Source organism: Pseudomonas sp. R25(2017) (assembly GCF_002112565.1).
Taxonomy (GTDB): domain Bacteria; phylum Pseudomonadota; class Gammaproteobacteria; order Pseudomonadales; family Pseudomonadaceae; genus Aquipseudomonas; species Aquipseudomonas ekonensis.
On record NZ_NEHZ01000002.1, the window covers coordinates 202,015 to 223,086 of the forward strand.

Here is a 21,072-nt window from a genome sequence, read left to right on the forward strand (position 1 = left end):
TCCATCACATAGAGCAGGCGCGCAGACATGGTTCAGGCCTCGGTGGATGCTTGCTTATAGTTGTAGCCGATCGGGTGCGGCATGTTGCGCGCCTTGGCCAGTTCGATCTGCTTTTGCCGGTCGATGGCGCTGCGGCGGGTCTTCTCGCTGAGGGTGTCCCAGCAGTGCGGGCAACTGATCCCGGCCACGTAGTGTTCGGAGGCGCGATCCTCGACGCTCACGGGGTTGCGGCAGGCGTGGCATTGGTCGTAGTCGCCTTCGCTCAGGTCATGGCGCACGGTGACGCGGTTGTCGAACACGAAGCAGTCGCCCTGCCACTTGGTCTCTTCCTGCGGCACTTCTTCGAGGTACTTCAGGATCCCGCCCTTGAGGTGGTAGACCTCTTCGAAGCCTTCGCCCAGCATGTAGCTGGAGGCCTTCTCGCAGCGGATGCCGCCGGTGCAGAACATCGCGACCTTCTTGTGCACGGCCGGGTCGAAATGCGCCTTGATGTAGTCCGGGAACTCGCGAAAGGTCGTGGTCTTCGGATCGATGGCGCCTTCGAAGGTGCCGATCGACACTTCGTAGTCGTTGCGCGTATCGATCAGCAGCACCTCGGGATCGCTGATCAGCGCGTTCCAGTCCTGCGGTTCGACGTAGGTGCCGACCTTCTTGTTCGGGTCGACGCCCGGGACGCCCAGGGTCACGATCTCTTTCTTGAGCTTGACCTTGGTGCGGTAGAACGGCTGCTCGTCGCAGTACGATTCTTTGTGGTCGATGTCGACCATGCGCGGGTCGTCGCGCAGCCAGGCCAGCAGCCCGTCGATGCCTTCGCGGGTGCCGGACACGGTGCCGTTGATGCCTTCCTCGGCGATCAGCAGGGTGCCTTTGATGCCGTTGTCGAGCATGGCCTTGAGCAGCGGCTCGCGCAGGTCGATGTAATTTTCGAGGGTGACGAACTTATACAGTGCCGCCACGACAATCGGTTGTGTCATGGGTGTCTCTCCAGGTGGCTACCCTCGCAAAGGGTGAACCGGATGCGAAAAAAAACGCGCCGGGTCAGCGGCGCGTTGCGGATTCTAGCAAAAAACCAAGGGTCAATGCTTGCTGCCGCCAGCGCAGGTCGGCGACGCCGGGGCGGCCCCGACCTGCGCCCATTCCTGCGGGGTGTAGGTGTGCAGCGCCAACGCATGGAACTCGCCCATCAGCTCGCCGAGCGTGCCGTAGACCTTTTGGTGGCGCTTGACCCGGTTCAGGCCCTCGAACTGGGCGCTGACCACCACGGCCTTGAAGTGGGTCTGCAGGCCGCGGCTGTGCATGTGGCTTTCGTCCAGCACCTGCAGGTGTTCAGGCTGAAGCAGGGCCAGCGTCGATTCGATGCGTTGTTGCATGGTCATCACGGACTCCGCTTACGGCTTTTTCTTGGCCGGTGCCGCGCCTTTCGGGGCCAGCTCGTTGGTCATGTCGTCCAGCAGCTTGTTGACCACCGGCACGGCGCTTTCCAGCTTGGCCTGGGTCATCTGGGCCGATTGCTGGGTCAGCTGCGGCATTTTCTCCAGGACTTTCTTGCCCAGCGGCGACTGGTAGAACGCCACCAGGTCCTTGAGCTCCGATTCGCTGAAGTTGCTGGTGTAGAGCTTGACCATGTCCGGCTTCAGCTTGTTCCAGCCGATGGCCTGGTCCAGGGCGGCGTTGGCCTTGGCCTGGTAGGTCTCCAGCACGGCTTTCTTGGATTCGGGCGCCTTGGTCTGTTCAAAGCGTTGGGCGAACATCTGCTGAACCTGCATGTACACCGGAGTGCCCAGCTTGTCGGCGTGCGCCAGGGTCAGGAAAGCTTCGGCACTGGCGTTGTGGCTGGCGGTATCGGCAAGCACCTGGCCGCTGGCGCAGACCAGGGCAACCGCGGTGCAGATGGCACGAAGACGAGTCATCGAGTTTCCTTTTCTAGCAGGCGAGGTAAAACCCCAAGGGCGACCATTCTGCGCCTGATTAACATCGGGGCTCAACCCCCGGGCCTTGCCGCGCTTGCCTGGCGGGCGTGAGCGGTCAACAATCGGTTCGATGGAACCACCCTGGCCGAAGCCGGCCTAAACAGCGCAAATCAGACCGACAGGAGTGTGCACGATGAGCCGTATCGAAACCGACAGCCTGGGCCAGATCGAGGTCCCGGACGACGCTTACTGGGGCGCTCAGACGCAACGCTCGCTGATCAACTTCGCCATCGGCCAGGAGCGCATGCCGTTGCCGGTGCTGCACGCCCTGGCGTTGATCAAGAAGGCCGCCGCCCGGGTCAACGACCGCAACGGCGACCTGCCCGCCGACATCGCCCGCCTGATCGAACAGGCCGCCGACGAAGTGCTCGACGGCCAGCACGACGACCAGTTCCCGCTGGTGGTCTGGCAGACCGGCAGCGGCACCCAGAGCAACATGAACGTCAACGAAGTGATCGCCGGGCGCGCCAACGAACTGGCCGGCAACCCGCGCGGCGGCAAGCTGCCGGTGCACCCGAACGATCACGTCAACCGCTCCCAGAGCTCCAACGACTGCTTCCCCACCGCCATGCACATCGCCACGGCCCAGGCGGTGCAGAGCCAGCTCCTGCCGGCCATCGCCGAGCTGTCCGGCGGCCTGGCGGAGCTGTCGGCGCGGCACCTGAAGCTGGTCAAGACCGGCCGCACCCACATGATGGACGCCACGCCGATCACCTTCGGCCAGGAAGTCTCCGGCTTCATCGCCCAACTGGACTACGCCGAGCGGGCGATCCGCGCCGCCCTGCCGGCGGTGTGCGAACTGGCCCAGGGCGGCACGGCCGTCGGCACCGGCCTGAACTCGCCCCACGGCTTCGCCGAAGCCATCGCGGCTGAACTGGCGGCGCTGTCCGGGCTGCCGTTCGTCACCGCGCCGAACAAGTTCGCCGCCCTCGCCGGCCACGAGCCGCTGACCACCTTGTCCGGCGCCCTGAAGACCCTCGCCGTGGCCCTGATGAAGATCGCCAACGACCTGCGCCTGCTCGGCTCAGGTCCCCGCGCAGGCTTCGCCGAAGTGAAGCTGCCGGCCAACGAGCCGGGCAGCTCGATCATGCCCGGCAAGGTCAACCCGACCCAATGCGAAGCGCTGTCGATGCTGGCCTGCCAGGTGCTGGGCAACGACGTGGCGATCGGTTTCGCCGCCAGCCAAGGCCACCTGCAACTGAACGTGTTCAAGCCGGTGATCATCCACAACCTGCTGCAATCGATCCGTCTGCTGGGGGACGGCTGCAGCAACTTCCAGCAGCACTGCATCGCCGGGCTGGAGCCGGATGCGGAGAAAATGGCGGAACACCTGGAACGCGGCCTGATGCTGGTGACGGCGCTGAACCCGCACATCGGCTACGACAAATCGGCGGAAATCGCCAAGAAGGCCTACAGCGAAGGGCTGACCCTGCGGGAGGCGGCGTTGCAGCTGGGTTACCTGACCGATGAGCAGTTCGACGCCTGGGTGCGGCCGGAGAACATGCTGGAGGCCGGGGCCAAGGGCTGATCCTTGCGGCGCCTTCGCGGGCGCCATCGCCAGCAGGCTGGCTCCCACAAAAGGCTCGGGTGAATGCAGCCCCTGTGTTCACCGCAGAACCCTGTGGGAGCCAGCCTGCTGGCGATGGGGTCGGCAGAGCGCCGCCTAGATTGTGGGAGCTCGGTTTGCCCGCGATGGCGTCAGCGAGGGCCCCGCTCAGCCCGGCACGACCTTGGCCCGCCGCGCCTTGAGCCCGGCGATCAGCGAAGGCCCCAGGGCCACCAGCGCCGAACCCAGCACCACCAGCACCGCCCCGCCGTACGCCAGAAGGTTGATCTGCTCGGCGTGCACGTAGTCAGGCCAGCACCAGGCCGCCACCGCCACCGCCCCGAACGTCACCAGCGGCGTGATCGCCAACGTCGCGCTGACCCGCGACGCCTCCCAATGCGCCAGCGCCTCGGCGAACGCGCCGTAGGCGATCAGGGTGTTCATGCAGCACGCCAGCAGCAGCCAGCCCTGCAACGGGCTGAGGCTGAGCGCCTCCAGCGGATGCACCCACGGTGTGAGCAGCAAGGCGCAGAACAGATAGATCACCATCATCACCTGCAGCGAATTCCACACAGTCAGCAACTGCTTCTGGCCCAGCGCGTAGAACGTCCACACGGTCGAGGCCAGCAGCACCAGCAGGACGCCGGCGGTATAGTCGGACAACGACGTCAGCAGCTCCGCCAGGCGCTGGTTGAAAAACAGCGCGAAGCCGATCAGCAGCACCGCCAGGCCGATGCCCTGGCCGATGCTGAAGCGCTCCTTGAACACGAACAGGCTGGCGATCAAGAGCATGATCGGCCCCATCTGCACCACCAACTGCGCCGTGCCGGGACTGAGCAGGTTCAGGCCCATCAGGTACAGCACATAGTTGCCCACCAGCCCGAGCACCGCCATCAGCACCAGCAAGCCGCCCTTGGGCCCGAGCGCCTTGCGGCTGGGCAGGCGCCGGGTGGCCGCCAGATAGACGAACAGGCAACCGCCGGAGACCAGCAGGCGGAACCAGGTCACCGTGACCGGATCCATCGCCACCAGCACCTGCTTGAGCTTGATCGGCAGGATTCCCCACAGGAACGCCGTCAGCAAGGCCAGGAACATGCCGTACACCCAACGGCCCGATGAAATGTGCATGAGTCCCCCGAAAAACGACTGACGAGTGCGCTCATTCTAGGCGCGGCGGCCGGCGCGACACAGGGACAGTTGGGGTCAGGCCGCAAACGGAACGGTGCGGGTCGCAGCGGAATGTTGACGTACGCCCGTTGATCGGCTCGGCAGGCGCGCCAAGTGCTTCAGGCATAAGCTCATTGGATCCTTCCAGCGCCCCTCCAGGAGACCCACCATGTACGGCATGCGCGCCCAGGATCCGGAACCCGCCATGCACTTTCGCAGCGACCGGCTGTGCCGGGTCAACGGCGAACTGTTCTTCAGCACGCGGGAGAACACCCTCGAAGGGCCGTTCGACAGCCTGGAGAAAGCCGAGCAGGAGATCCGCGCCTACATTGCGCGGATGCAACTGCTGGATGCTGGCAGATAGAGCAAGAACCTGTTCCCTGCTCGCGATGGCGGTCAATCAGGCGACCTTGCTGTCTCAGGGCTCAACGCACCGCCTCGAACAACCCCGTCGCGCCCATCCCGCCCCCCACGCACATGGTGACGATCCCGTAACGCAGGTTGCGCCGCTGCAGTTCGCGCACCAGATGCCCGACCTGCCGCGATCCGGTCATGCCGAACGGGTGGCCGATGGAGATCGAACCGCCGTTGACGTTGTACCGTTCGTTGTCGATCTCCAGCCGGTCGCGGCTGTACAGGCACTGTGAGGCGAACGCCTCGTTGAGCTCCCACAGATCGATGTCCGCCACTTGCAGGCCCTTGGCCTTGAGCAGTTTCGGCACCGAGAACACCGGGCCGATGCCCATTTCGTCCGGTTCACAGCCGGCCACGGTGAAACCGCGGAAAAACGCCTTGGGCTTGAGCCCCAGCTGCAGCGCTTTCTTAAGACTCATCACCAGGGTCATCGACGCGCCGTCGGACAATTGCGACGAGTTGCCGGCGGTCACCGAACCGTCTTCGGCGAACACCGGCTTGAGCCCGGCCAGGCTTTCGTAGGTGGTGTCGGGGCGGTTGCAGTCGTCGCGGTCGACGATGGCGTCGAGGATCTGTTCGGCGCCGGTGGTCTTGTCCTCGACCCGGTACTTCACCGCCATCGGCACGATTTCGTCGTCGAACAGCCCCGCCGCCTGGGCCTGGGCAGTACGCAGCTGGCTTTGCAGCGCATAGCGGTCCTGCGCTTCGCGGGTGACGCCATAGCGCCGCGCCACCGTTTCGGCGGTCTGGCCCATGGTGTGGTAGATGCCCGGCACCCGTTGCTTGAGCAGCGGGTTGATCAGGTGGTCGGTGTTGACGCTCTTGAGGGTCAGGCTGATCGACTCGACGCCGCCGGCCACGATGATGTCGCTGCAGCCGGACGCGATCTGGTTGGCCGCGATCGCGATCGCCTGCAGGCCCGACGAGCAGAAGCGGTTGAGGGTCATGCCGGCGGTGCCGGTGCCCAGGTGCGACAGCACCGCCACGTTGCGGCCGATGTTGTAGCCCTGGGCGCCTTCGTTGGAGCCGGCGCCGACGATGCAGTCCTCGACGCTGGCCGGGTCGATGTCGTTGCGGGTGAGCAAGGCATTGACGCAATGGGCCGCCATGTCATCGGGACGGGTCATGTTGAACTTGCCGCGAAAGGATTTGGCCAGGCCGGTCCGGACGCTGTCGACGATCACCACTTCACGCATCGCACACCTCATTGCAGTAGTCGGTTGGGAGTGGCTCCGAGCATAAGTCCACCCCTGAACCTACCGCGACGATCATTCACCCGGCGTATGCGTGTCCATCGGTTCAGCTCTTGTGCTTTTTCTCCCGGCGGTCGGACTTTTCGAAGGCCTCCTCCAGCGCCCGGTTGATCGTGCGCAGCACCTTGACCCGGGCCCAGCGCTTGTCGTTGGCCTCGACCAGCGTCCACGGCGAGACCTCGGTGCTGGTGCGGTCGACCATGTCGCCCACCGCCGCGCGGTAGGCATCCCACTTGTCGCGGTTGCGCCAGTCGTCCTCGGTGATCTTGAAGCGCTTGAAGGGGATCTCTTCCCGGGCCTGGAAGCGTTCCATCTGGGTGTCCTTGTCGATGGCCAGCCAGAACTTGACCACGATCACCCCGGCGTCGGCGACCTGCTCCTCGAAGTCATTGATCTCGCCGTAGGCCCGCAGCCAGTCGGCCTTGCTGCAGAAGCCTTCGACCCGCTCCACCAGCACCCGGCCGTACCAGGAGCGGTCGAACACGGTGAACTTGCCCCGCGCCGGAATGTGTCGCCAGAAGCGCCACAGGTACGGTTGCGCACGTTCCTCTTCGGTCGGTGCGGCAATCGGCACGATGCTGTACTGACGCGGATCGAGCGCCGCCGCCACCCGGCGGATCGCCCCGCCCTTGCCGGCCGCGTCGTTGCCTTCGAACACCGCCACCAGCGCATGGCGGCGCATGCGCTTGTCGCGCATCAGCCCGGACAGCCTGGCCTGTTCGGTGATCAGTTGCTCTTCGTAGTCTTTCTTGTCCAGGGACTGGGTCAGGTCGAGGCTGTCGAGCAGGTTCATCTGATCGACCGGCGTGCCCAGCGGCGCGGCGTTGACCTCTTGCGCGTGCACGTCCTTGCGCTTGAGCGCGTTCTGCAGCCCCTCCAGCAGGATCTTGCCCACCGCCAGGCTGCGGTAATGGGCGTCCATCCCCTCGATCACATGCCAGGGCGCGTAGTCGCGGCTGGTGCGGCGCAGCACACGCTCGCCGTATTTGACGAACTTGTCGTAGGTCTGCGACTGCTGCCAATCCAGCGGGCTGATCCGCCAACTGTGCAGCGGGTCGTCGGCCAGGGCCTTGAGCCGCGCCTTCATCTGTTTCTTGGACAGGTGGAACCAGAACTTGAAGATCAACGCGCCTTCGTCGCAGAGCATCTTTTCCAGGCGCTCGGCGGCGTTGATCGCCTGATCCAGCCGCGGATCCTTGAACAGCCCGTGCACCCGCCCCTGCAGCATCTGGCTGTACCAGTTGCCGAAGAAGATACCCATCCGCCCCTTGGCCGGCAGCATCCGCCAGTAGCGCCAGGCCGGCGGCCGGGCCAGTTCTTCGTCGGTCTGCTGATCGAAGGTGCGCACCTCGATCAGGCGCGGATCCATCCATTCGTTGAGCAACTTGACCGTTTCGCCCTTGCCGGCCCCCTCGATCCCGTTGATCAGGACGATCACCGGAAAACGCCGTTGCTGCTGCAGCTCGAACTGGGCTTCGAGCAGCGCTTCGCGCAGGGCCGGCACCGCGGCTTCGTAAGTGTCTTTGTCGATGGCGTGACCGATTTCAGCGGATTCGAACATGGGGCGGCTCCTTCCAGGGTTCAGCAAGACTAGCGGATCAGGCACCGGCGCGGCACAGAAATTCCGGCGGGCGGCGGATTGTCCGTAAACCTGCGGCCGCAAGCTTTGCCATGGATCAAGCCGCCCCTGCGCAATCGGCTAGAATGGCGGCCTTGCCGTTGCCGAGCCTGCCATGAAACCTGAACTGCCCCACGCCCAGCTCGACTGGGACGACCTGGGACGCCCGCGTTCGCGGGCCTTTGACGATGTGTACTTTTCCGACCAGTCCGGGCTAGAAGAGACCCGCTACGTGTTCCTCGAACAGAACCGCCTGGCCGAGCGCTTCGCCGCTTTGCCGGCAAACGGCAGGTTTGTGATCGGCGAGACAGGCTTCGGCACCGGGCTGAACTTCCTCTGTGCCTGGCAACTGTTCGAACAGTCTGCCCCGGCCGGTGCACGGCTGCATTTCGTCAGTGTCGAAAAGTACCCGCTGAGCCCTGCGGACCTTGAGCGAGCGCTTTCGCTGTGGCCGGAACTGACCACGTTCGCCGATCAATTGCTCAAGCGCTATGTAGCGATCCATCAAGGGTTCCAGCGCATCGTGCTGGACAACGGCCGGGTCACCCTCACCCTGCTGATCGGCGATGCGCTGGAGCAACTGCCGCAGTTGGACGCCCGGATCGACGCCTGGTTTCTCGACGGTTTCGCGCCGGCGAAGAACCCGGACATGTGGACCGCCGAACTGTTCGCCGAACTGGCCCGGCTGGCGGCGCCCGGCGCGACCCTCAGCACCTTCACCAGCACCGGCTGGGTGCGGCGCCTGCTCAATGCGGCGGGCTTCAAGATGAAGCGCACACCGGGCATCGGCCACAAGTGGGAGATCCTGCGCGGCGAATTCCTCGGCTGGCCGGCGCAAGTGCCCGCCCCCGCGCCGGACAAGCCCTGGTTCGCCCGCCCGGCACCGTTGACCGGTGAGCGCCGAGCGCTGGTGATCGGCGCCGGGCTGGCCGGTTGCGCCAGCGCCGCCAGCCTCGCGGCCCGGGGCTGGCAGGTCAGCCTGCTGGAGCGCCACGGTGCAGTGGCGCAGGAAGCCTCGGGCAACCCCCAAGGCGTGCTGTACCTGAAACTGTCGGCCCACGGCACGGCCTTGTCGCAGTTGATCGTCAGCGGCTTCGGCTACACCCGCCGTCTGCTGGAAAGCCTGCAGCGCGGCACCGACTGGGACGGCTGCGGCGTGCTGCAACTGGCGTTCAACGACAAGGAAGCCGAGCGTCACGCGCAACTGGCCGCCGCGTTCCCGCCGGACCTGCTGCAATGGCTCGACCAACCCGAGGCGCAAGACCGTGCCGGGATCGGCCTGGCCCACGGCGGCCTGTTCTACCCTGAGGGCGGCTGGGTTCACCCGCCGGCGCTGTGCCAGGCGCAGGCCGCGCAACCGAACATCGAACTGCTGCGCCATCACGAAGTGCTGGAGCTGCGCAAAGTCGATGGCCAGTGGCAGGCCTTCGACGGTGATCGCTTGATCGCCAGCGCGCCGGTTGTCGTGCTCGCCGGCGCCGCCGATGTCCGACGCTTTGCGCAAAGCGCCGAACTGCCGCTCAAGCGCATTCGCGGGCAGATCACTCGCCTGGCGCAAACGCCACAGAGCCAGGCGCTGAAGACCGTGGTGTGCGCCGAAGGCTATGTCGCCCCTGCCCGCTTGGGCGAACACACGCTGGGCGCCAGCTTCGATTTCAACAGCGACGACCTGACGCCGACCGCCGCAGAACACCTGGGCAACCTGGCGATGCTCGACGAGATCTCCGCCGACCTGACGGCACGCCTGAACATCCCCGGGCAGGACGTGAGCCATCTGCAGGGCCGCGCGGCCTTTCGCTGCACCAGCCCCGACTACTTGCCCATCGTCGGCCCCCTCGCCGACCGCGAAGCCTTCGCCCACGCCTTTGCCGCACTGGCCAGGGATGCCCGGCAAGTGCCGCAGGTGCCCTGTCCGTGGCTCGATGGCCTGTACATCAACAGCGGGCACGGTTCGCGCGGCCTGATCACCGCACCGCTGTGCGGCGAGCTGCTGGCGGCATGGCTGGACGACGAGCCGCTGCCCTTGCCCAAAGCCGTTGCCCAAGCCTGCCATCCCAACCGCTTCGCCCTGCGCCGGCTGATCCGCGGCAAATGAGACCGGATCCGCAACCGTTCAGAAATCGGACAAGGCGCATACGCCCAGTTCGATGCGCTTGATGACGTCGTCGGTCAAACGCTTCATCAGGTTCGTTTCGGCGGTTTGCCTTTCAAGCGAAATCGCATTGACCTGTTCGAGATAGTCAGAATCCGTCAGGGTATCGGCCTTCTCGAACAGGGCTTGCAGCCTGGGTGGGTAGATTGCTTCCGTCGAGCTGAACTGACGGGGATGATGCTGCCTCATGAGGTCGCACCAGAACGGCTGCTGCACCAGATACTCGGGAAACCGTGTCGACAGCTCGGCATTCCTGACCTTGAGCAACGCGCCCTTGAGGTCATCATCGGTGACGCCGCTCAAGAACTCGAAACGCATGTGCCTGGGCTGGCCGGGCAGATCCAGGGCCTCGGCCAGGCCCGTGCGATAAGCCAGGCCAACCTCCAGCGCATCGACCCTCGGATGGCTGTCGATGTGGGCTTGGACGATCTGATCCACCTGCTCCAGACGAAACAGCCTCTGTCCCAGCCTCAGCAGGTCCGCGGCGCTCGCCTCGGCATTCGTCTGACGGTGGAGGATCTGATGCACCTCCACGGCCACTTCCAGATGACTGAAGTTCAGCGCGGCCGAGTCCGTGCAGTGGATCGGGTTGGCCGCCAGGTCCAGAACCTGTTCGCAAAGCACCGCATCGCCCTCGGCAGCCTGCAGCACACGCCAGACCCGGCGCGCCATGTCCTGATGAACGAATTCGGAGTCAGCGGTGTTCCCCAACTCCGAGAGCAGATGAAACAGACCGCCGGCCCGTGAATCTTCCTTGAAGGCCGTCCAGACCCTGTTTCGTTGCTCGAACATCTGCCCGGCCCGGTCCGTGAACCACAGTTCCTTGGCCTGTCGCTCGCTGAGACGGGTGATGTCGTCTTCGAAGAACCCCATCCCTACCCCGACACGGTCCCGGTATGCCAACAACAAACCGCGGCTGGGATCCTGCAGCGGATTGTGCCGCAGGTTGACCGTCTCGCTCATGCGCCTCGGCGCCTGGAACAACCAGTTCGGCAGTTGCCGGATATCGTTGTCGCGCAGATCGACCCGGTCGAGGTTCGGCAAACGGGACACGCCTTTGGGCAGCTCGGTCGCCCGGGTGTTTCGCAGGGACAGGAAGCGCAGATCGAACATCTTGCCGACATCCGGGGTCGCCCCCAGCGCGTTGCCGCTCAGGTTCAGCGAGTGCAACGAGCGCAGCCCGGACAGTTTCGCCAGTGTCTGCTCGGTCAGTTGCACGCGATTGTCCGAAAGGCTTAGGCGCGTGAGCGCAGGCATGTGCGAAATCACCTCCGGCAGCCGGGTCAGCTGATTGCCGTCCAGGTCAAGGGACTCGGCGTTCTGGAAAGCCTTGAGAAAATAGACCCCGTCATCCGTCAGTTGCATGTTCTTCAAGGACACGTGCCTCACATGATCGAACGAAGCATTCGCGGGCAGGTGCGGCAGTTTTCCGATGCGCATGTCGTCGAGCCTGAGGCTGCAATGCCCGTCGGCCATCCTGGTCTTGCGCCGCCAGGCCTCAATGATCAGCCGAGCCGCCTGTCGCCGGCTCTGGCGGGCCTCACGCAGTTCGCCGCCCATGGCTTGCAGCGCCTCACCGTCCTCGCTCCAGCGTTCAAGGCGGGTGGTCAGGTCCTTCAGCGCCTGTTCCAATTGCCTGACCGCCCGGGCGCGGGTCAGGCGATCCGGGCCCAGTCCGTCGAGAAGCGCGTTGGCCTGCGCATCGGAAAACAACGGATAGAGCCGCTTGACCTTGCGTCGCAGGGCATCGGCGTGTTTCGGCGAACCGACGGGACTGTCGCCCTGCACGCACGCCACCCCCTTGCGCACCGGCAACGGCAGATCGTTGATCAGCGCCCGTTCGGCATCGAATCGACCGTCCAGTGCGGTCTCCAACAGCCGAGCACGCAGGCGTGCGGCATCACCCGGCCGTTGTTCGGCAAACCCCGTGGCGGAGCGCCACGACGCCGGCATGCCTTTCAGTACAGCGGCATACAGGCTTTCTGGCCCTGGCAGCACCCGGCCCAGGGACCGGTTCCCCTTGAACACCTCAAACCCGGCCGACGATTTGACGATCGTGCAGGTCTCGGCAAGCGCGGCACCCGGATGGCCGATGGCTTCCAGCAACGGGCCGGGGAACGTCCGTTCGCGCAGTTCCAGCCGCCAGTCCGCCTGCCAGCCGTCCAGATGCGCCAGCAACCGAATGCCCAGCCTCTGGGTATCGTCATCGGCCAGTTCGGGCAGGTGGAATCCGGCCAGCGCCCTGTCCATCCGCACCGCGTCGCGGATCCGGCGCATCCTTTGCGCCAATCCCATCGGCAGCCGTCCGGTGGCCTGCAAGTGCTGGCGCTCGACGCTGGGGGCCAGATCGATGAGCTGCCGGGCACAGCGCTCAGGCAGGCCAGGAAACGCTTCACAGGCCTTTTTCACATCGCTAGCCCCGCCTGAGTCGTAGAGCCGGTAAAGCTGCTCGAACAGCGGCCGCCGCCCGGCCTTGAGCTCGGCGCCCAGTCGCTTCGCCAGTTGCGTGTCCTGCCCTGCGCCGATGGCGGGGGCGCCGATCAGCGTTTGCGCCTCTTCGGGGTAGAGCCCCCCGACAACCGTCTGCAGCAATTGCCCGGCAGCCAATTGAGTCTGGGTCACGTGGACGCAAAGGTCAGGGTCGCTCACCGCAGTGGGCGGGTATGTCGCCATGACGTTCGCCTCGTCATCCAGCACTTCGATGTAGCGCCCATGGGGCCAACCCTTGAGCATGGGCAACGCTTGCAACTGCTCCTGGGCATGCAGCGGGACGCCCGCATTGCCTTGCTCCATGTCGGCGATGAAACGGCGCAACTTGCCGTCGAGCTCGAAGCGCTTGGCCATGTCCTGCAGACGCAGCGGCAGGGGCGTACTGTCCTGCGCCAACCGATGCAGTTCATCGAGCGGTGTATCGGTCAGCCTGCAGATCATCCCCAACTGCCTGTCATCGATACCGGACAGACGCGGGTTCATGCGTTTGAGCACATAGGCAGAATCACGCCATCGCTCGACCTGCTCACCGGGACGCAGCCAGCCCCCTTCGCCATTGGGCAGGGGCTCGGGCGCAAAGGCCGTCTTGCGCGTCGGATGCAGGATCCGCCAGGTCTTCGAATCGGGATCGAGCGTCACGGCATAGTGCTTGTCCTCGATCTGCAGGAACGTCCGGTCGCGGGCCTGATACAACCCTGAATAATCGACCTGCGTCGGCGCCTCCGTTGCCGCAGGCTGCTCATACCCCTGCAACGACTGCATCCACAATCGCGATCTGCCCGCCCGATCGAACACCGCAGCGAAACGCCCGAAGAATTCCGGGTGCCGTGCAAGCGAGCGACTCACCACGCCCCCCAACGATTTGGCCACGCCTGCCGTCGCGGCCATGAGGGCAACGTTTTCCGCCACCCCGAGCATGTGCGCCAGGGCATCGTGGCGGTCGCCGCTGCCCCAGTCTTCGATGCCCTCGTAGACTTCCGCCAACAGTTGGCCGACCGCCACGCCCATCATCAGCTCGCCCACCACCGGCAAGAAAAACCCTGCCAGCCCGGCGATGGTCACGCCGGTGTCCAAATAGCCGAGCCAGCGTTCACGCGATGCCTCGGCGTCCACGTCGGCGGTGGGCACCGCAAGTACCCGCGCATCGATCTGAAGCTTGCCGACGTGGCTGTGCAGCATGAAATCGAACAACGACCGTGCAATCGGCCGGGCCTGGAGCGTCCCCAGCTGCCGTGTGCGGGCGAAGGTCTGGAAAAAGTCCGCCTTGCTGTCTTCATCCAGATAGCGGGCGAAAGGCGCCGCATAGCTGCGCAGACCCAGCTTCAGCGTCAGGTATAGCTTGAACGTGCTGAAGGCGGGGTATTCGAACAGCGGACGGTAGGGTTCGCCGGGCATGTAGACAAGACACCACTCATCCGGATGTTCCTCCACCGGGCGTCGCGAAAACACCACCACACCCCAGAAGCAGATGTCCTGCCCCCCGAGGCCCTGCATAAGCAAGGGACGCCCCGCGTAATGCAGTGCCTTCGCGTCGCCGGCACCCTCAGCATCGATCAGCCGCTGCAGCATCTGATGCCCCTCCTGGGTGATGTCCCCTTTCATAGAGGCCAGATGCATGTCGAACGCCAGCAAGCGCTTTTTCAAGCGGACGATGTCCGGGCCCAGGGCGCTCGTCACCTCCGTTCGCCCGGCCCGCTCCTGCAGGCCGAATATCTGCGCGAAGTGCTCCTGATAGCGCTGCCCCAGATTCAGGTCGCGGCACAGGCCGGCAAAGGCCGACGGCGTCAATCCGGCAACGCCTTGCGGGTGGTTCTTGAGCTGGATCTCGCTGCCCTTGGGCAAGCCGTCGGAGCCCGCCTCTTCCACGGTGAAGTTCTGCATGGCCGCGTCCAGCAAGGTGCGCGTGCCCTGGTGGTCGCCCTTGAGCACCAGGCCATCGTGTTCGACCTCGAACGTCACCGGCCAGCGCAGGCGCAACGCGTGGGTCAAGGCGGAGGCGCAAAAGGCCTCCAACGGCCGCAGGTGGCTCAGTCCGACTTCGACCTTTACCTGACTGGCCCGAAGCTCCGAGGCAGCCTGCATCAATGCGGTGATCCTTGCAGCGGAGGCCTTGAGCAGCCATGAAGGGATTCGTTCCTGCAGCACCTCGGCGGTGTCCAGGTCCCCGGTGGCGTCCAGCAGGATGGCGAGCACCTGTTCGTTCGTGAGCGTGACAGGTGTCAGGGGAGTATCCGGGCTCGGCATCGGCAATCGTCCTTAATTGCGGGGTTCAGGCCTTTAACTTATCGATCCCGCCGAGCGATTGATAACGCGAAATCCTGCGCGTTTGCCGTTGCGGATCAGCAAGAATTCCCATGTTTTGCATAACCCTGTACCGCACAGAATCGTGGCGAAGCTGTTATGGGTTCTGGCCGACGACGACGCTTTATAACCGATCGTTCTAAAACTACCGGTTCCTGCGCAGGTCAGTTTTTCAGTACCGGCCATTCCGGCGCGGTGCGTCTTGACCTCCCCAACGGAAAAAACCGGTAAGGAACTTATGTGCGGATTAGCTGGCGAGTTACGTTTTGACCAACGCCCTGCAGACCTTGCAGCCCTCGAACGAATCACCCATCACTTGGCCCCCCGCGGCCCCGACGCCTGGGGCTTCCACGCCCAGGGGCCGGTCGCCCTTGGCCATCGACGCCTGAAAGTCATGGATCTGTCGGACGGCTCGGCGCAGCCGATGATCGACAGCAGGCTGGGCCTGGCCCTGGCCTTCAACGGCGCCATCTACAACTTCCCGGAACTGCGCGCCGAGCTCGAAGGCCTCGGCCATGTCTTCCATTCCGGCGGCGATACCGAAGTGCTGCTTCGGGGCTATCACGCCTGGGGCGAAGCGCTGCTGCCCAAACTCAACGGCATGTTTGCCCTGGCCATCTGGGAACGTGACGCCCAGCGGCTGTTCATCGCCCGCGACCGGCTGGGCGTGAAGCCCCTGTACCTGTCGCGCACCGGCGAGCGCCTGCGCATTGCCTCAAGCCTGCCGGCACTGCTCAAGGGCGGCGACATCAGTCCGGTCCTGGATCCGGTGGCCCTCAACCATTACCTGAACTTTCATGCCGTCGTCCCGGCGCCGCGCACCTTGCTGGCCGGCATCGAGAAACTGCCCACGGCCACCTGGATGCGCATCGGCGCGGACGGGCACACCGAACGCAAGACCTGGTGGACGCTGCCCTACGGCCCGCACGAAGACGAGAAAGGCCTGACGCTTGAGGACTGGCGCGACCGCGTGCTCGACAGCACCCGCGAGGCGGTCGCCATCCGCCAGCGTGCGGCGGTGGATGTGGGCGTGCTGCTGTCCGGCGGCGTCGATTCGAGTCTGCTGGTCGGGCTCCTGCGCGAAGCCGGCGTGGACGACCTGTCGACCTTCTCCATCGGCTTCCAGGACGCCGGCGGCGAACGTGGCGACGAGTTCCAGTATTCGGACCTGATCGCCAGGCATTACGGCACCCGCCACCATCAACTGCGCATCGACGAAAAAGAGATCATCGAACAGTTGCCCGCCGCGTTCCGCGCCATGAGCGAGCCGATGGTCAGCCACGACTGCATCGCCTTCTACTTGCTCTCCCGCGAGGTGGCCAAGCACTGCAAGGTGGTGCAGAGCGGCCAGGGCGCCGACGAACTGTTCGCCGGTTATCACTGGTATCCCCAGGTGGACGGCGCGGCCGATCCGTATGCGGCCTACCGGCAGGCGTTCTTCGACTGCACCCACGACGGCTACAAGGCCACCGTGCAGCCGAAATGGCTGACGGCCCATGACGCGGCCGGCGACTTCGTGAAGGAACATTTCGCGCAGCCCGGCGCCGACGCGGCGGTGGACAAGGCCTTGCGCCTGGACAGCACGGTGATGCTGGTGGATGACCCGGTCAAACGGGTCGACAACATGACCATGGCCTGGGGCCTAGAGGCGCGGACACCGTTCCTGGACTATCGCCTGGTCGAACTGTCGGCGCGGATCCCCGCCCGCTTCAAGCTGCCCGACGGCGGCAAGCAAGTGCTCAAGGAAGCGGCGCGGCAGGTGATTCCTGCGCAAGTGATCGACCGCAAGAAGGGCTACTTCCCGGTGCCCGGCCTCAAGCACTTGCAGGGCGACACCCTCGACTGGGTCCGCGAACTGCTGCTCGACCCAAGCCAGGACCGCGGCCTGTTCGACCCGGCGATGCTCGACCGCCTGCTGACCGACCCGCAAAGCCACATCACCCCGCTGCGCGGCTCGCGCCTGTGGCAACTGGCGGCCCTGAACCTGTGGCTCAGCGAACAAGGAATCTGACCGATGAAACCTCATGCCACGGCCTTTGGCCAGCGCCTGCTGCGCGGTCAGTCGCCCTCCTACGAACGCTTGCAGGCGCGCCTGGCCGAAGACGGCAGCGCGCCGGCCGGCGCCCCGATCGCGGTGCATTGCGGCTGGGGCCGCCTGCTGATCGGCCATACGTTCCCGGATCCTTCGAGCCTGGCCGCAGAACTGCTCAAGGAGCAGCCGGGCGAACGTGACATCGCCCTGTACGTCGCCGCGCCGCAGCAGGTGCTCGGCCTCGAACCCGCGCAGCTGTTTCTCGACCCCTCCGACACCCTGCGCCTGTGGTTCAGCGACTACCGCCCGGCGACCCGGGTGTTTCGCGGCTTCCGCATCCGCCGCGCCCAAAGCGACGCGGACTGGCAAGCCATCAACCGGCTGTATCACGCCCGCGGCATGCTGCCGGTGGATCCCGCCCGGCTCACCCCGCACCACCGGGGCGGGCCTGTGTACTGGCTGGCCGAGGACGAGGACAGCGGCGCGGTGATCGGCAGCGTCATGGGCCTCAATCACCGCAAGGCGTACCACGATCCGGAAAACGGCAGCAGCCTGTGGTGCCTGGCGGTGGATCCGCAGTGCCCGCGCCCGGGGGTCGGCGAAGTACTCGTGCGCCACCTGATCGAACACTTCATGAGCCGCGGCCTGAACCACCTCGACCTGTCGGTGCTGCACGACAACCGGCAGGCGAAGACCCTCTACGCCAAACTGGGCATGCGCAGCCTCCCGACCTTCGCCGTCAAGCGCAAGAACGGCATCAATCAGTCGCTGTTCCTGGGGCCGGGGCCCGAAGCGCCGTTCAATCCCTATGCGCGGATCATCGTCGAAGAGGCGCACCGGCGCGGCATCGATGTGCAGGTGGACGACACCGAAGCCGGGCTGTTCACCCTCAGCCACGGCGGACGCCGGGTGCGTTGCCGCGAATCCCTGAGCGACCTGACCAGCGCCGTCAGCATGACCCTGTGCCAGGACAAGAGCCTGACGCACAAAGTGCTGAAGGGCGCCGGGCTGAACGTGCCGACGCAGCGCCTGGCGGGCAACGCGGATGACAATCTGGCGTTCCTCGACGAGCACCTGCGCGTCGTGGTCAAGCCGCTGGACGGCGAACAGGGCCAGGGCGTGGCGGTGGACCTGCAGAGCATCGAAGAGGTGCAGCAAGCCGTCGAAGCGGCGAAGGCGTTCGACAGCCGGGTGCTGCTGGAGAGTTTCCACGAAGGGCTCGACCTGCGGATCCTGGTGATCGGCTTCGAGGTCGTGGCGGCGGCGATCCGCCGACCGGCGCATGTGGTGGGCGACGGCCTCCACCCGCTCGACGCCTTGATCGACGCCCAGAGCCGGCGCCGGCAGGCGGCCACCGACGGTGAAAGCAAGATCCCCATGGATGAGGAGACCCGGCGCACCCTGCACATGGCCGGCTACGACTGGGACAGCGTCCTGCCGGCGGGCGAGCACCTGTCCGTGCGGCGCACCGCCAACCTGCACACCGGCGGCACCCTGGAAGACGTCACGGCCATCCTGCACCCGACGCTGGCCGATGCGGCCGTGCGCGCCGCGCGGGCGCTGGACATTCCGGTGGTCGGCCTCGACCTGATGGTGACCGCCGCCGACCGGCCGGAGCATGTGTTCATCGAAGCCAACGAACGGGCCGGCCTGGCCAACCACGAGCCGCAGCCGACGGCGGAACGGTTTGTGGATCTGTTGTTTCCCCACAGCCGGCCGGCGGTCTGACCCGGATGCGTTGAATGGGCCACCGCTTTCGCGAGCAGGCTCGCTCCCACAGGCGTGCAGCGAGCTGCCCGCGGAGGTGCCCTGACGATCAGCGCATGCCTCTCACCCAACAGGAGATTCCATGTCCCCTCAACTTCCCGAACCGGACCTGAACTACCTGCAGAAAGTCCTGCTGGAAATGCTCGCCATCCCCAGCCCCACCGGGTTCACCGACACCATCGTGCGCTATGTCGCCGAACGCCTGGAGGAACTCGGCATCCCTTTCGAGATGACGCGCCGCGGCACGATCCGCGCCACGCTCAAGGGCAAGAAGAACAGCCCCGACCGGGCGGTGTCGGCGCACCTGGACACCATCGGCGCCGCCGTGCGCGCGATCAAGGACAACGGCCGCCTGACGCTCGCGCCGGTCGGCTGCTGGTCGAGCCGCTTCGCCGAAGGCAGCCGCGTCAGCCTGTTCACCGACAACGGCGTGATCCGCGGTAGCGTCCTGCCGCTGATGGCTTCCGGGCATGCGTTCAACACGGCGGTGGATGAACTGCCGGTCAGCTGGGATCACGTCGAGCTGCGCCTGGACGCCTACTGCGCGACACGGGCCGACTGCGACTCGCTGGGCATCGGCATCGGCGATGTGGTGGCCTTCGACCCGTTGCCGGAGTTCACCGAAAGCGGCCACATCAGCGCCCGCCACCTCGACGACAAGGCCGGCGTGGCCGCCCTGCTGGCGGCGCTCAAGGCCATCGTCGACAGTGGCCGGGAACCGCTGATCGACTGCCACCCGCTGTTCACCATCACCGAGGAAACCGGCAGCGGCGCGGCGGCGGCCCTGCCGTGGGACGTCAGCGAGTTCGTCGGCATCGACATCGCGCCGGTCGCGCCCGGCCAGCACTCCAGCGAACACGCGGTCAGCGTCGCGATGCAGGACTCCGGCGGGCCGTACGACTATCACCTGTCGCGGCACCTGCTGCGCCTGGCCGACGAACATGAACTGCCGGTGCGCCGCGACCTGTTCCGCTACTACTTCAGCGACGCCCATTCGGCGGTGACCGCCGGCCACGACATCCGCACCGCCCTGCTCGCCTTCGGCTGCGACGCGACCCACGGCTACGAACGCACCCACCTCGACAGCCTGGCGGCGCTCAGTCGCCTGCTGGGGGCGTACATGCTCAGCGCGCCGGTGTTCGCCAGCGACGCGCAGCCGGCCGATGCGTCCCTGGAGCGCTTCAGCCACCAGATCGAACATGACACGCAGATGGAGAGCGACACGCGGGTGCCGTCGGTGGACAGCCTGGTGGGTCAGCGGTCCGACAGTTAGGTCGGCGGTGTCTGGGCCGGCGCCTTCGCCGGCAAGCCGGCCCCACAGGGATCGGGCTTGCCGGCGAAGGGGGGTGAGCAGGCCACTGGTTCCTCCCGCGCTGGCCGCCGACCGCCAATCGCCGTAGCATCACGGCATTGATCGAGCCGAGGCCCCCATGCTGATTCCCCACGACATGCTTGAAGTCGACACCCTCACCCGTCTGATCGAGGACTTCGTCACCCGCGACGGCACCGACAACGGCGACGACACCCCGCTGGAGACCCGCGTGCTGCGGGTTCGCCAGGCCCTGACCAAAGGCCAGGCGCTGATCGTGTTCGACCCGGAAAGCGAGCAATGCCAACTGATGCTCAAACACGACGTGCCCAAGCACCTGTTCGACTGACCCTCAGCGCCCCTTGCCTGCGGCCTGCTTGCGCTGGATGCGCTCGTAGACCTCGGCGCGGTGCACCTCGACCTGCTGCGGCGCCTCGACGCCGAACCGGACACTGGAGCCGTTGACCGACAGCACGCGCAGGGAAATGTTGTGGCCGATGGAAATCTGTTCTCCGACGACACGGCTGAGTACAAGCATGGGGTTGATCCTTCAAGGTAAACGGGCCTTGAAGATGCGCGGCTTGCCCGCGCCCCACAATGCATGCCGGACAAATCAGTCATGCCCTACACGCGGTGGGTACATCGCCCTTCGGACGTTTCCCGCAAAGCGGCGATGGCCTACACCGTTTCAGGCAGCGGAAAAGCGCGGGCCGAACAGGATCACCGTGGCGCCGATCACGCACAGCGCGACGCCGATCCAGTCCGAACCCAAGGGCCGGATGCGCTCGACCACCGCCAGCCAGCCGATCGACGCGACGATGTAGATGCCGCCGTACGCGGCGTAGGCGCGGCCGGCGTAGGTCGCCTCGATGCGCGTCAGCAGCAGCGCGAACAGGGTCAGGCTCAGCAGTGCCGGGATCACCCACACGGCGCTCTTGCCCTGGCGCAGCCACATCCAGAAGGCGAAGCAGCCGGCGATTTCGAACAGCGCGGCCAGAAGGAACCACAGGTAATTGAGCATGCAAGACGTCTCGTCAGGGTGACAGTTGCGGC

16 protein-coding genes are annotated in these 21,072 nt (G+C 65.7%); 7 read left to right on the top strand and 9 right to left on the bottom strand.

Annotated elements, in window-relative coordinates; all coding sequences use genetic code 11:
* Nucleotides 1-32: 32 nt before the first annotated feature.
* From CAG31_RS03390 to CAG31_RS03400, 3 genes are all read right to left on the bottom strand, one after another.
* Nucleotides 33-974 (bottom strand): rhodanese-related sulfurtransferase, encoded by a 942-nt coding sequence (locus CAG31_RS03390; protein ID WP_085578061.1) that lies wholly within the window; start codon nucleotides 972-974, stop codon nucleotides 33-35.
* A 102-nt stretch (nucleotides 975-1,076) separates the two neighbouring features.
* Nucleotides 1,077-1,376: a BolA family transcriptional regulator gene (locus CAG31_RS03395; protein WP_085578062.1), complete on the bottom strand. Its 300-nt coding sequence runs from the start codon at nucleotides 1,374-1,376 to the stop codon at nucleotides 1,077-1,079.
* Between the two features lie 12 nt (nucleotides 1,377-1,388).
* Nucleotides 1,389-1,910: a DUF2059 domain-containing protein gene (locus CAG31_RS03400; protein ID WP_085578063.1), complete on the bottom strand. Its 522-nt coding sequence runs from the start codon at nucleotides 1,908-1,910 to the stop codon at nucleotides 1,389-1,391.
* A gap of 193 nt (nucleotides 1,911-2,103) precedes the next feature.
* Between CAG31_RS03400 and CAG31_RS03405 the strand changes: the two genes are divergently transcribed.
* Nucleotides 2,104-3,498, top strand: coding sequence for a class II fumarate hydratase (locus tag CAG31_RS03405; protein ID WP_085578064.1), 1,395 nt, complete (start codon nucleotides 2,104-2,106; stop codon nucleotides 3,496-3,498).
* A 186-nt stretch (nucleotides 3,499-3,684) separates the two neighbouring features.
* Here the strand turns inward: CAG31_RS03405 and CAG31_RS03410 are convergent, their stop codons facing one another.
* Entirely contained in the window at nucleotides 3,685-4,644 is a 960-nt protein-coding gene (locus tag CAG31_RS03410) for a DMT family transporter (protein WP_085578065.1), read from the bottom strand.
* 208 nt (nucleotides 4,645-4,852) lie between these two features.
* Between CAG31_RS03410 and CAG31_RS03415 the strand changes: the two genes are divergently transcribed.
* Nucleotides 4,853-5,047 carry a DUF6316 family protein gene (locus tag CAG31_RS03415; RefSeq protein WP_085578066.1) on the top strand — a complete coding sequence of 65 codons (195 nt, stop codon included), beginning with the start codon at nucleotides 4,853-4,855 and terminating at the stop codon, nucleotides 5,045-5,047.
* A 61-nt stretch (nucleotides 5,048-5,108) separates the two neighbouring features.
* On the opposite strand, the gene CAG31_RS03420 is transcribed toward CAG31_RS03415, so the two are convergent.
* Together CAG31_RS03420 and pap are read right to left on the bottom strand one after the other, a co-directional pair.
* Nucleotides 5,109-6,293 (bottom strand): thiolase family protein, encoded by a 1,185-nt coding sequence (locus CAG31_RS03420; RefSeq protein ID WP_085578067.1) that lies wholly within the window; start codon nucleotides 6,291-6,293, stop codon nucleotides 5,109-5,111.
* Between the two features lie 103 nt (nucleotides 6,294-6,396).
* A complete protein-coding gene (gene pap / locus CAG31_RS03425; RefSeq protein ID WP_085578068.1) occupies nucleotides 6,397-7,911 on the bottom strand; it encodes a polyphosphate:AMP phosphotransferase in 1,515 nt (504 codons plus the stop codon).
* Between the two features lie 172 nt (nucleotides 7,912-8,083).
* On the opposite strand from pap, the gene mnmC reads away from it, so the two are divergent.
* Nucleotides 8,084-10,063 carry a bifunctional tRNA (5-methylaminomethyl-2-thiouridine)(34)-methyltransferase MnmD/FAD-dependent 5-carboxymethylaminomethyl-2-thiouridine(34) oxidoreductase MnmC gene (gene mnmC, locus CAG31_RS03430; protein ID WP_085578069.1) on the top strand — a complete coding sequence of 660 codons (1,980 nt, stop codon included), beginning with the start codon at nucleotides 8,084-8,086 and terminating at the stop codon, nucleotides 10,061-10,063.
* A gap of 18 nt (nucleotides 10,064-10,081) precedes the next feature.
* Here mnmC and CAG31_RS03435 read toward each other — a convergent pair whose 3' ends face one another.
* Complete coding sequence (locus CAG31_RS03435) at nucleotides 10,082-14,854, bottom strand: NEL-type E3 ubiquitin ligase domain-containing protein (protein WP_085578070.1); 4,773 nt, start codon at nucleotides 14,852-14,854, stop codon at nucleotides 10,082-10,084.
* Nucleotides 14,855-15,149: 295 nt separating this feature from the next.
* Between CAG31_RS03435 and CAG31_RS03440 the strand changes: the two genes are divergently transcribed.
* From CAG31_RS03440 to CAG31_RS03455, 4 genes are all read left to right on the top strand, one after another.
* Entirely contained in the window at nucleotides 15,150-16,922 is a 1,773-nt protein-coding gene (locus tag CAG31_RS03440; RefSeq protein WP_085578071.1) for an N-acetylglutaminylglutamine amidotransferase, read from the top strand.
* A gap of 3 nt (nucleotides 16,923-16,925) precedes the next feature.
* Nucleotides 16,926-18,671, top strand: coding sequence for an N-acetylglutaminylglutamine synthetase (gene ngg, locus CAG31_RS03445; RefSeq protein ID WP_085578072.1), 1,746 nt, complete (start codon nucleotides 16,926-16,928; stop codon nucleotides 18,669-18,671).
* A 121-nt stretch (nucleotides 18,672-18,792) separates the two neighbouring features.
* Entirely contained in the window at nucleotides 18,793-19,983 is a 1,191-nt protein-coding gene (locus CAG31_RS03450) for an osmoprotectant NAGGN system M42 family peptidase (protein ID WP_085578073.1), read from the top strand.
* 157 nt (nucleotides 19,984-20,140) lie between these two features.
* A complete protein-coding gene (locus CAG31_RS03455) occupies nucleotides 20,141-20,368 on the top strand; it encodes a YheU family protein (RefSeq protein ID WP_085578074.1) in 228 nt (75 codons plus the stop codon).
* A 3-nt stretch (nucleotides 20,369-20,371) separates the two neighbouring features.
* Here the strand turns inward: CAG31_RS03455 and csrA are convergent, their stop codons facing one another.
* Nucleotides 20,372-20,557, bottom strand: a complete 186-nt coding sequence (csrA, locus tag CAG31_RS03460; protein WP_085578075.1) for a carbon storage regulator CsrA — start codon at nucleotides 20,555-20,557, stop codon at nucleotides 20,372-20,374.
* Between the two features lie 150 nt (nucleotides 20,558-20,707).
* Nucleotides 20,708-21,040: a YnfA family protein gene (locus CAG31_RS03465; RefSeq protein ID WP_085578076.1), complete on the bottom strand. Its 333-nt coding sequence runs from the start codon at nucleotides 21,038-21,040 to the stop codon at nucleotides 20,708-20,710.
* Nucleotides 21,041-21,072 lie beyond the last annotated feature (32 nt).

What these genes read in the sequence shown, in the direction of transcription:
- CAG31_RS03450 (WP_085578073.1), top strand. Translation starts at nt 18,793, where the DNA reads ATGTCCCCTCAACTTCCCGAACCGGACCTGAACTACCTGCAGAAAGTC.
- CAG31_RS03455 (WP_085578074.1), top strand. Translation starts at nt 20,141, where the DNA reads ATGCTGATTCCCCACGACATGCTTGAAGTCGACACCCTCACCCGTCTG.
- CAG31_RS03415 (WP_085578066.1), top strand. Translation starts at nt 4,853, where the DNA reads ATGTACGGCATGCGCGCCCAGGATCCGGAACCCGCCATGCACTTTCGC.
- CAG31_RS03410 (WP_085578065.1), bottom strand. Translation starts at nt 4,644, where the DNA reads ATGCACATTTCATCGGGCCGTTGGGTGTACGGCATGTTCCTGGCCTTG.
- csrA (WP_085578075.1), bottom strand. Translation starts at nt 20,557, where the DNA reads ATGCTTGTACTCAGCCGTGTCGTCGGAGAACAGATTTCCATCGGCCAC.
- CAG31_RS03395 (WP_085578062.1), bottom strand. Translation starts at nt 1,376, where the DNA reads ATGACCATGCAACAACGCATCGAATCGACGCTGGCCCTGCTTCAGCCT.
- ngg (WP_085578072.1), top strand. Translation starts at nt 16,926, where the DNA reads ATGAAACCTCATGCCACGGCCTTTGGCCAGCGCCTGCTGCGCGGTCAG.
- CAG31_RS03405 (WP_085578064.1), top strand. Translation starts at nt 2,104, where the DNA reads ATGAGCCGTATCGAAACCGACAGCCTGGGCCAGATCGAGGTCCCGGAC.
- pap (WP_085578068.1), bottom strand. Translation starts at nt 7,911, where the DNA reads ATGTTCGAATCCGCTGAAATCGGTCACGCCATCGACAAAGACACTTAC.
- CAG31_RS03390 (WP_085578061.1), bottom strand. Translation starts at nt 974, where the DNA reads ATGACACAACCGATTGTCGTGGCGGCACTGTATAAGTTCGTCACCCTC.
- CAG31_RS03435 (WP_085578070.1), bottom strand. Translation starts at nt 14,854, where the DNA reads ATGCCGAGCCCGGATACTCCCCTGACACCTGTCACGCTCACGAACGAA.
- CAG31_RS03440 (WP_085578071.1), top strand. Translation starts at nt 15,150, where the DNA reads ATGTGCGGATTAGCTGGCGAGTTACGTTTTGACCAACGCCCTGCAGAC.
- CAG31_RS03465 (WP_085578076.1), bottom strand. Translation starts at nt 21,040, where the DNA reads ATGCTCAATTACCTGTGGTTCCTTCTGGCCGCGCTGTTCGAAATCGCC.
- CAG31_RS03400 (WP_085578063.1), bottom strand. Translation starts at nt 1,910, where the DNA reads ATGACTCGTCTTCGTGCCATCTGCACCGCGGTTGCCCTGGTCTGCGCC.
- CAG31_RS03420 (WP_085578067.1), bottom strand. Translation starts at nt 6,293, where the DNA reads ATGCGTGAAGTGGTGATCGTCGACAGCGTCCGGACCGGCCTGGCCAAA.
- mnmC (WP_085578069.1), top strand. Translation starts at nt 8,084, where the DNA reads ATGAAACCTGAACTGCCCCACGCCCAGCTCGACTGGGACGACCTGGGA.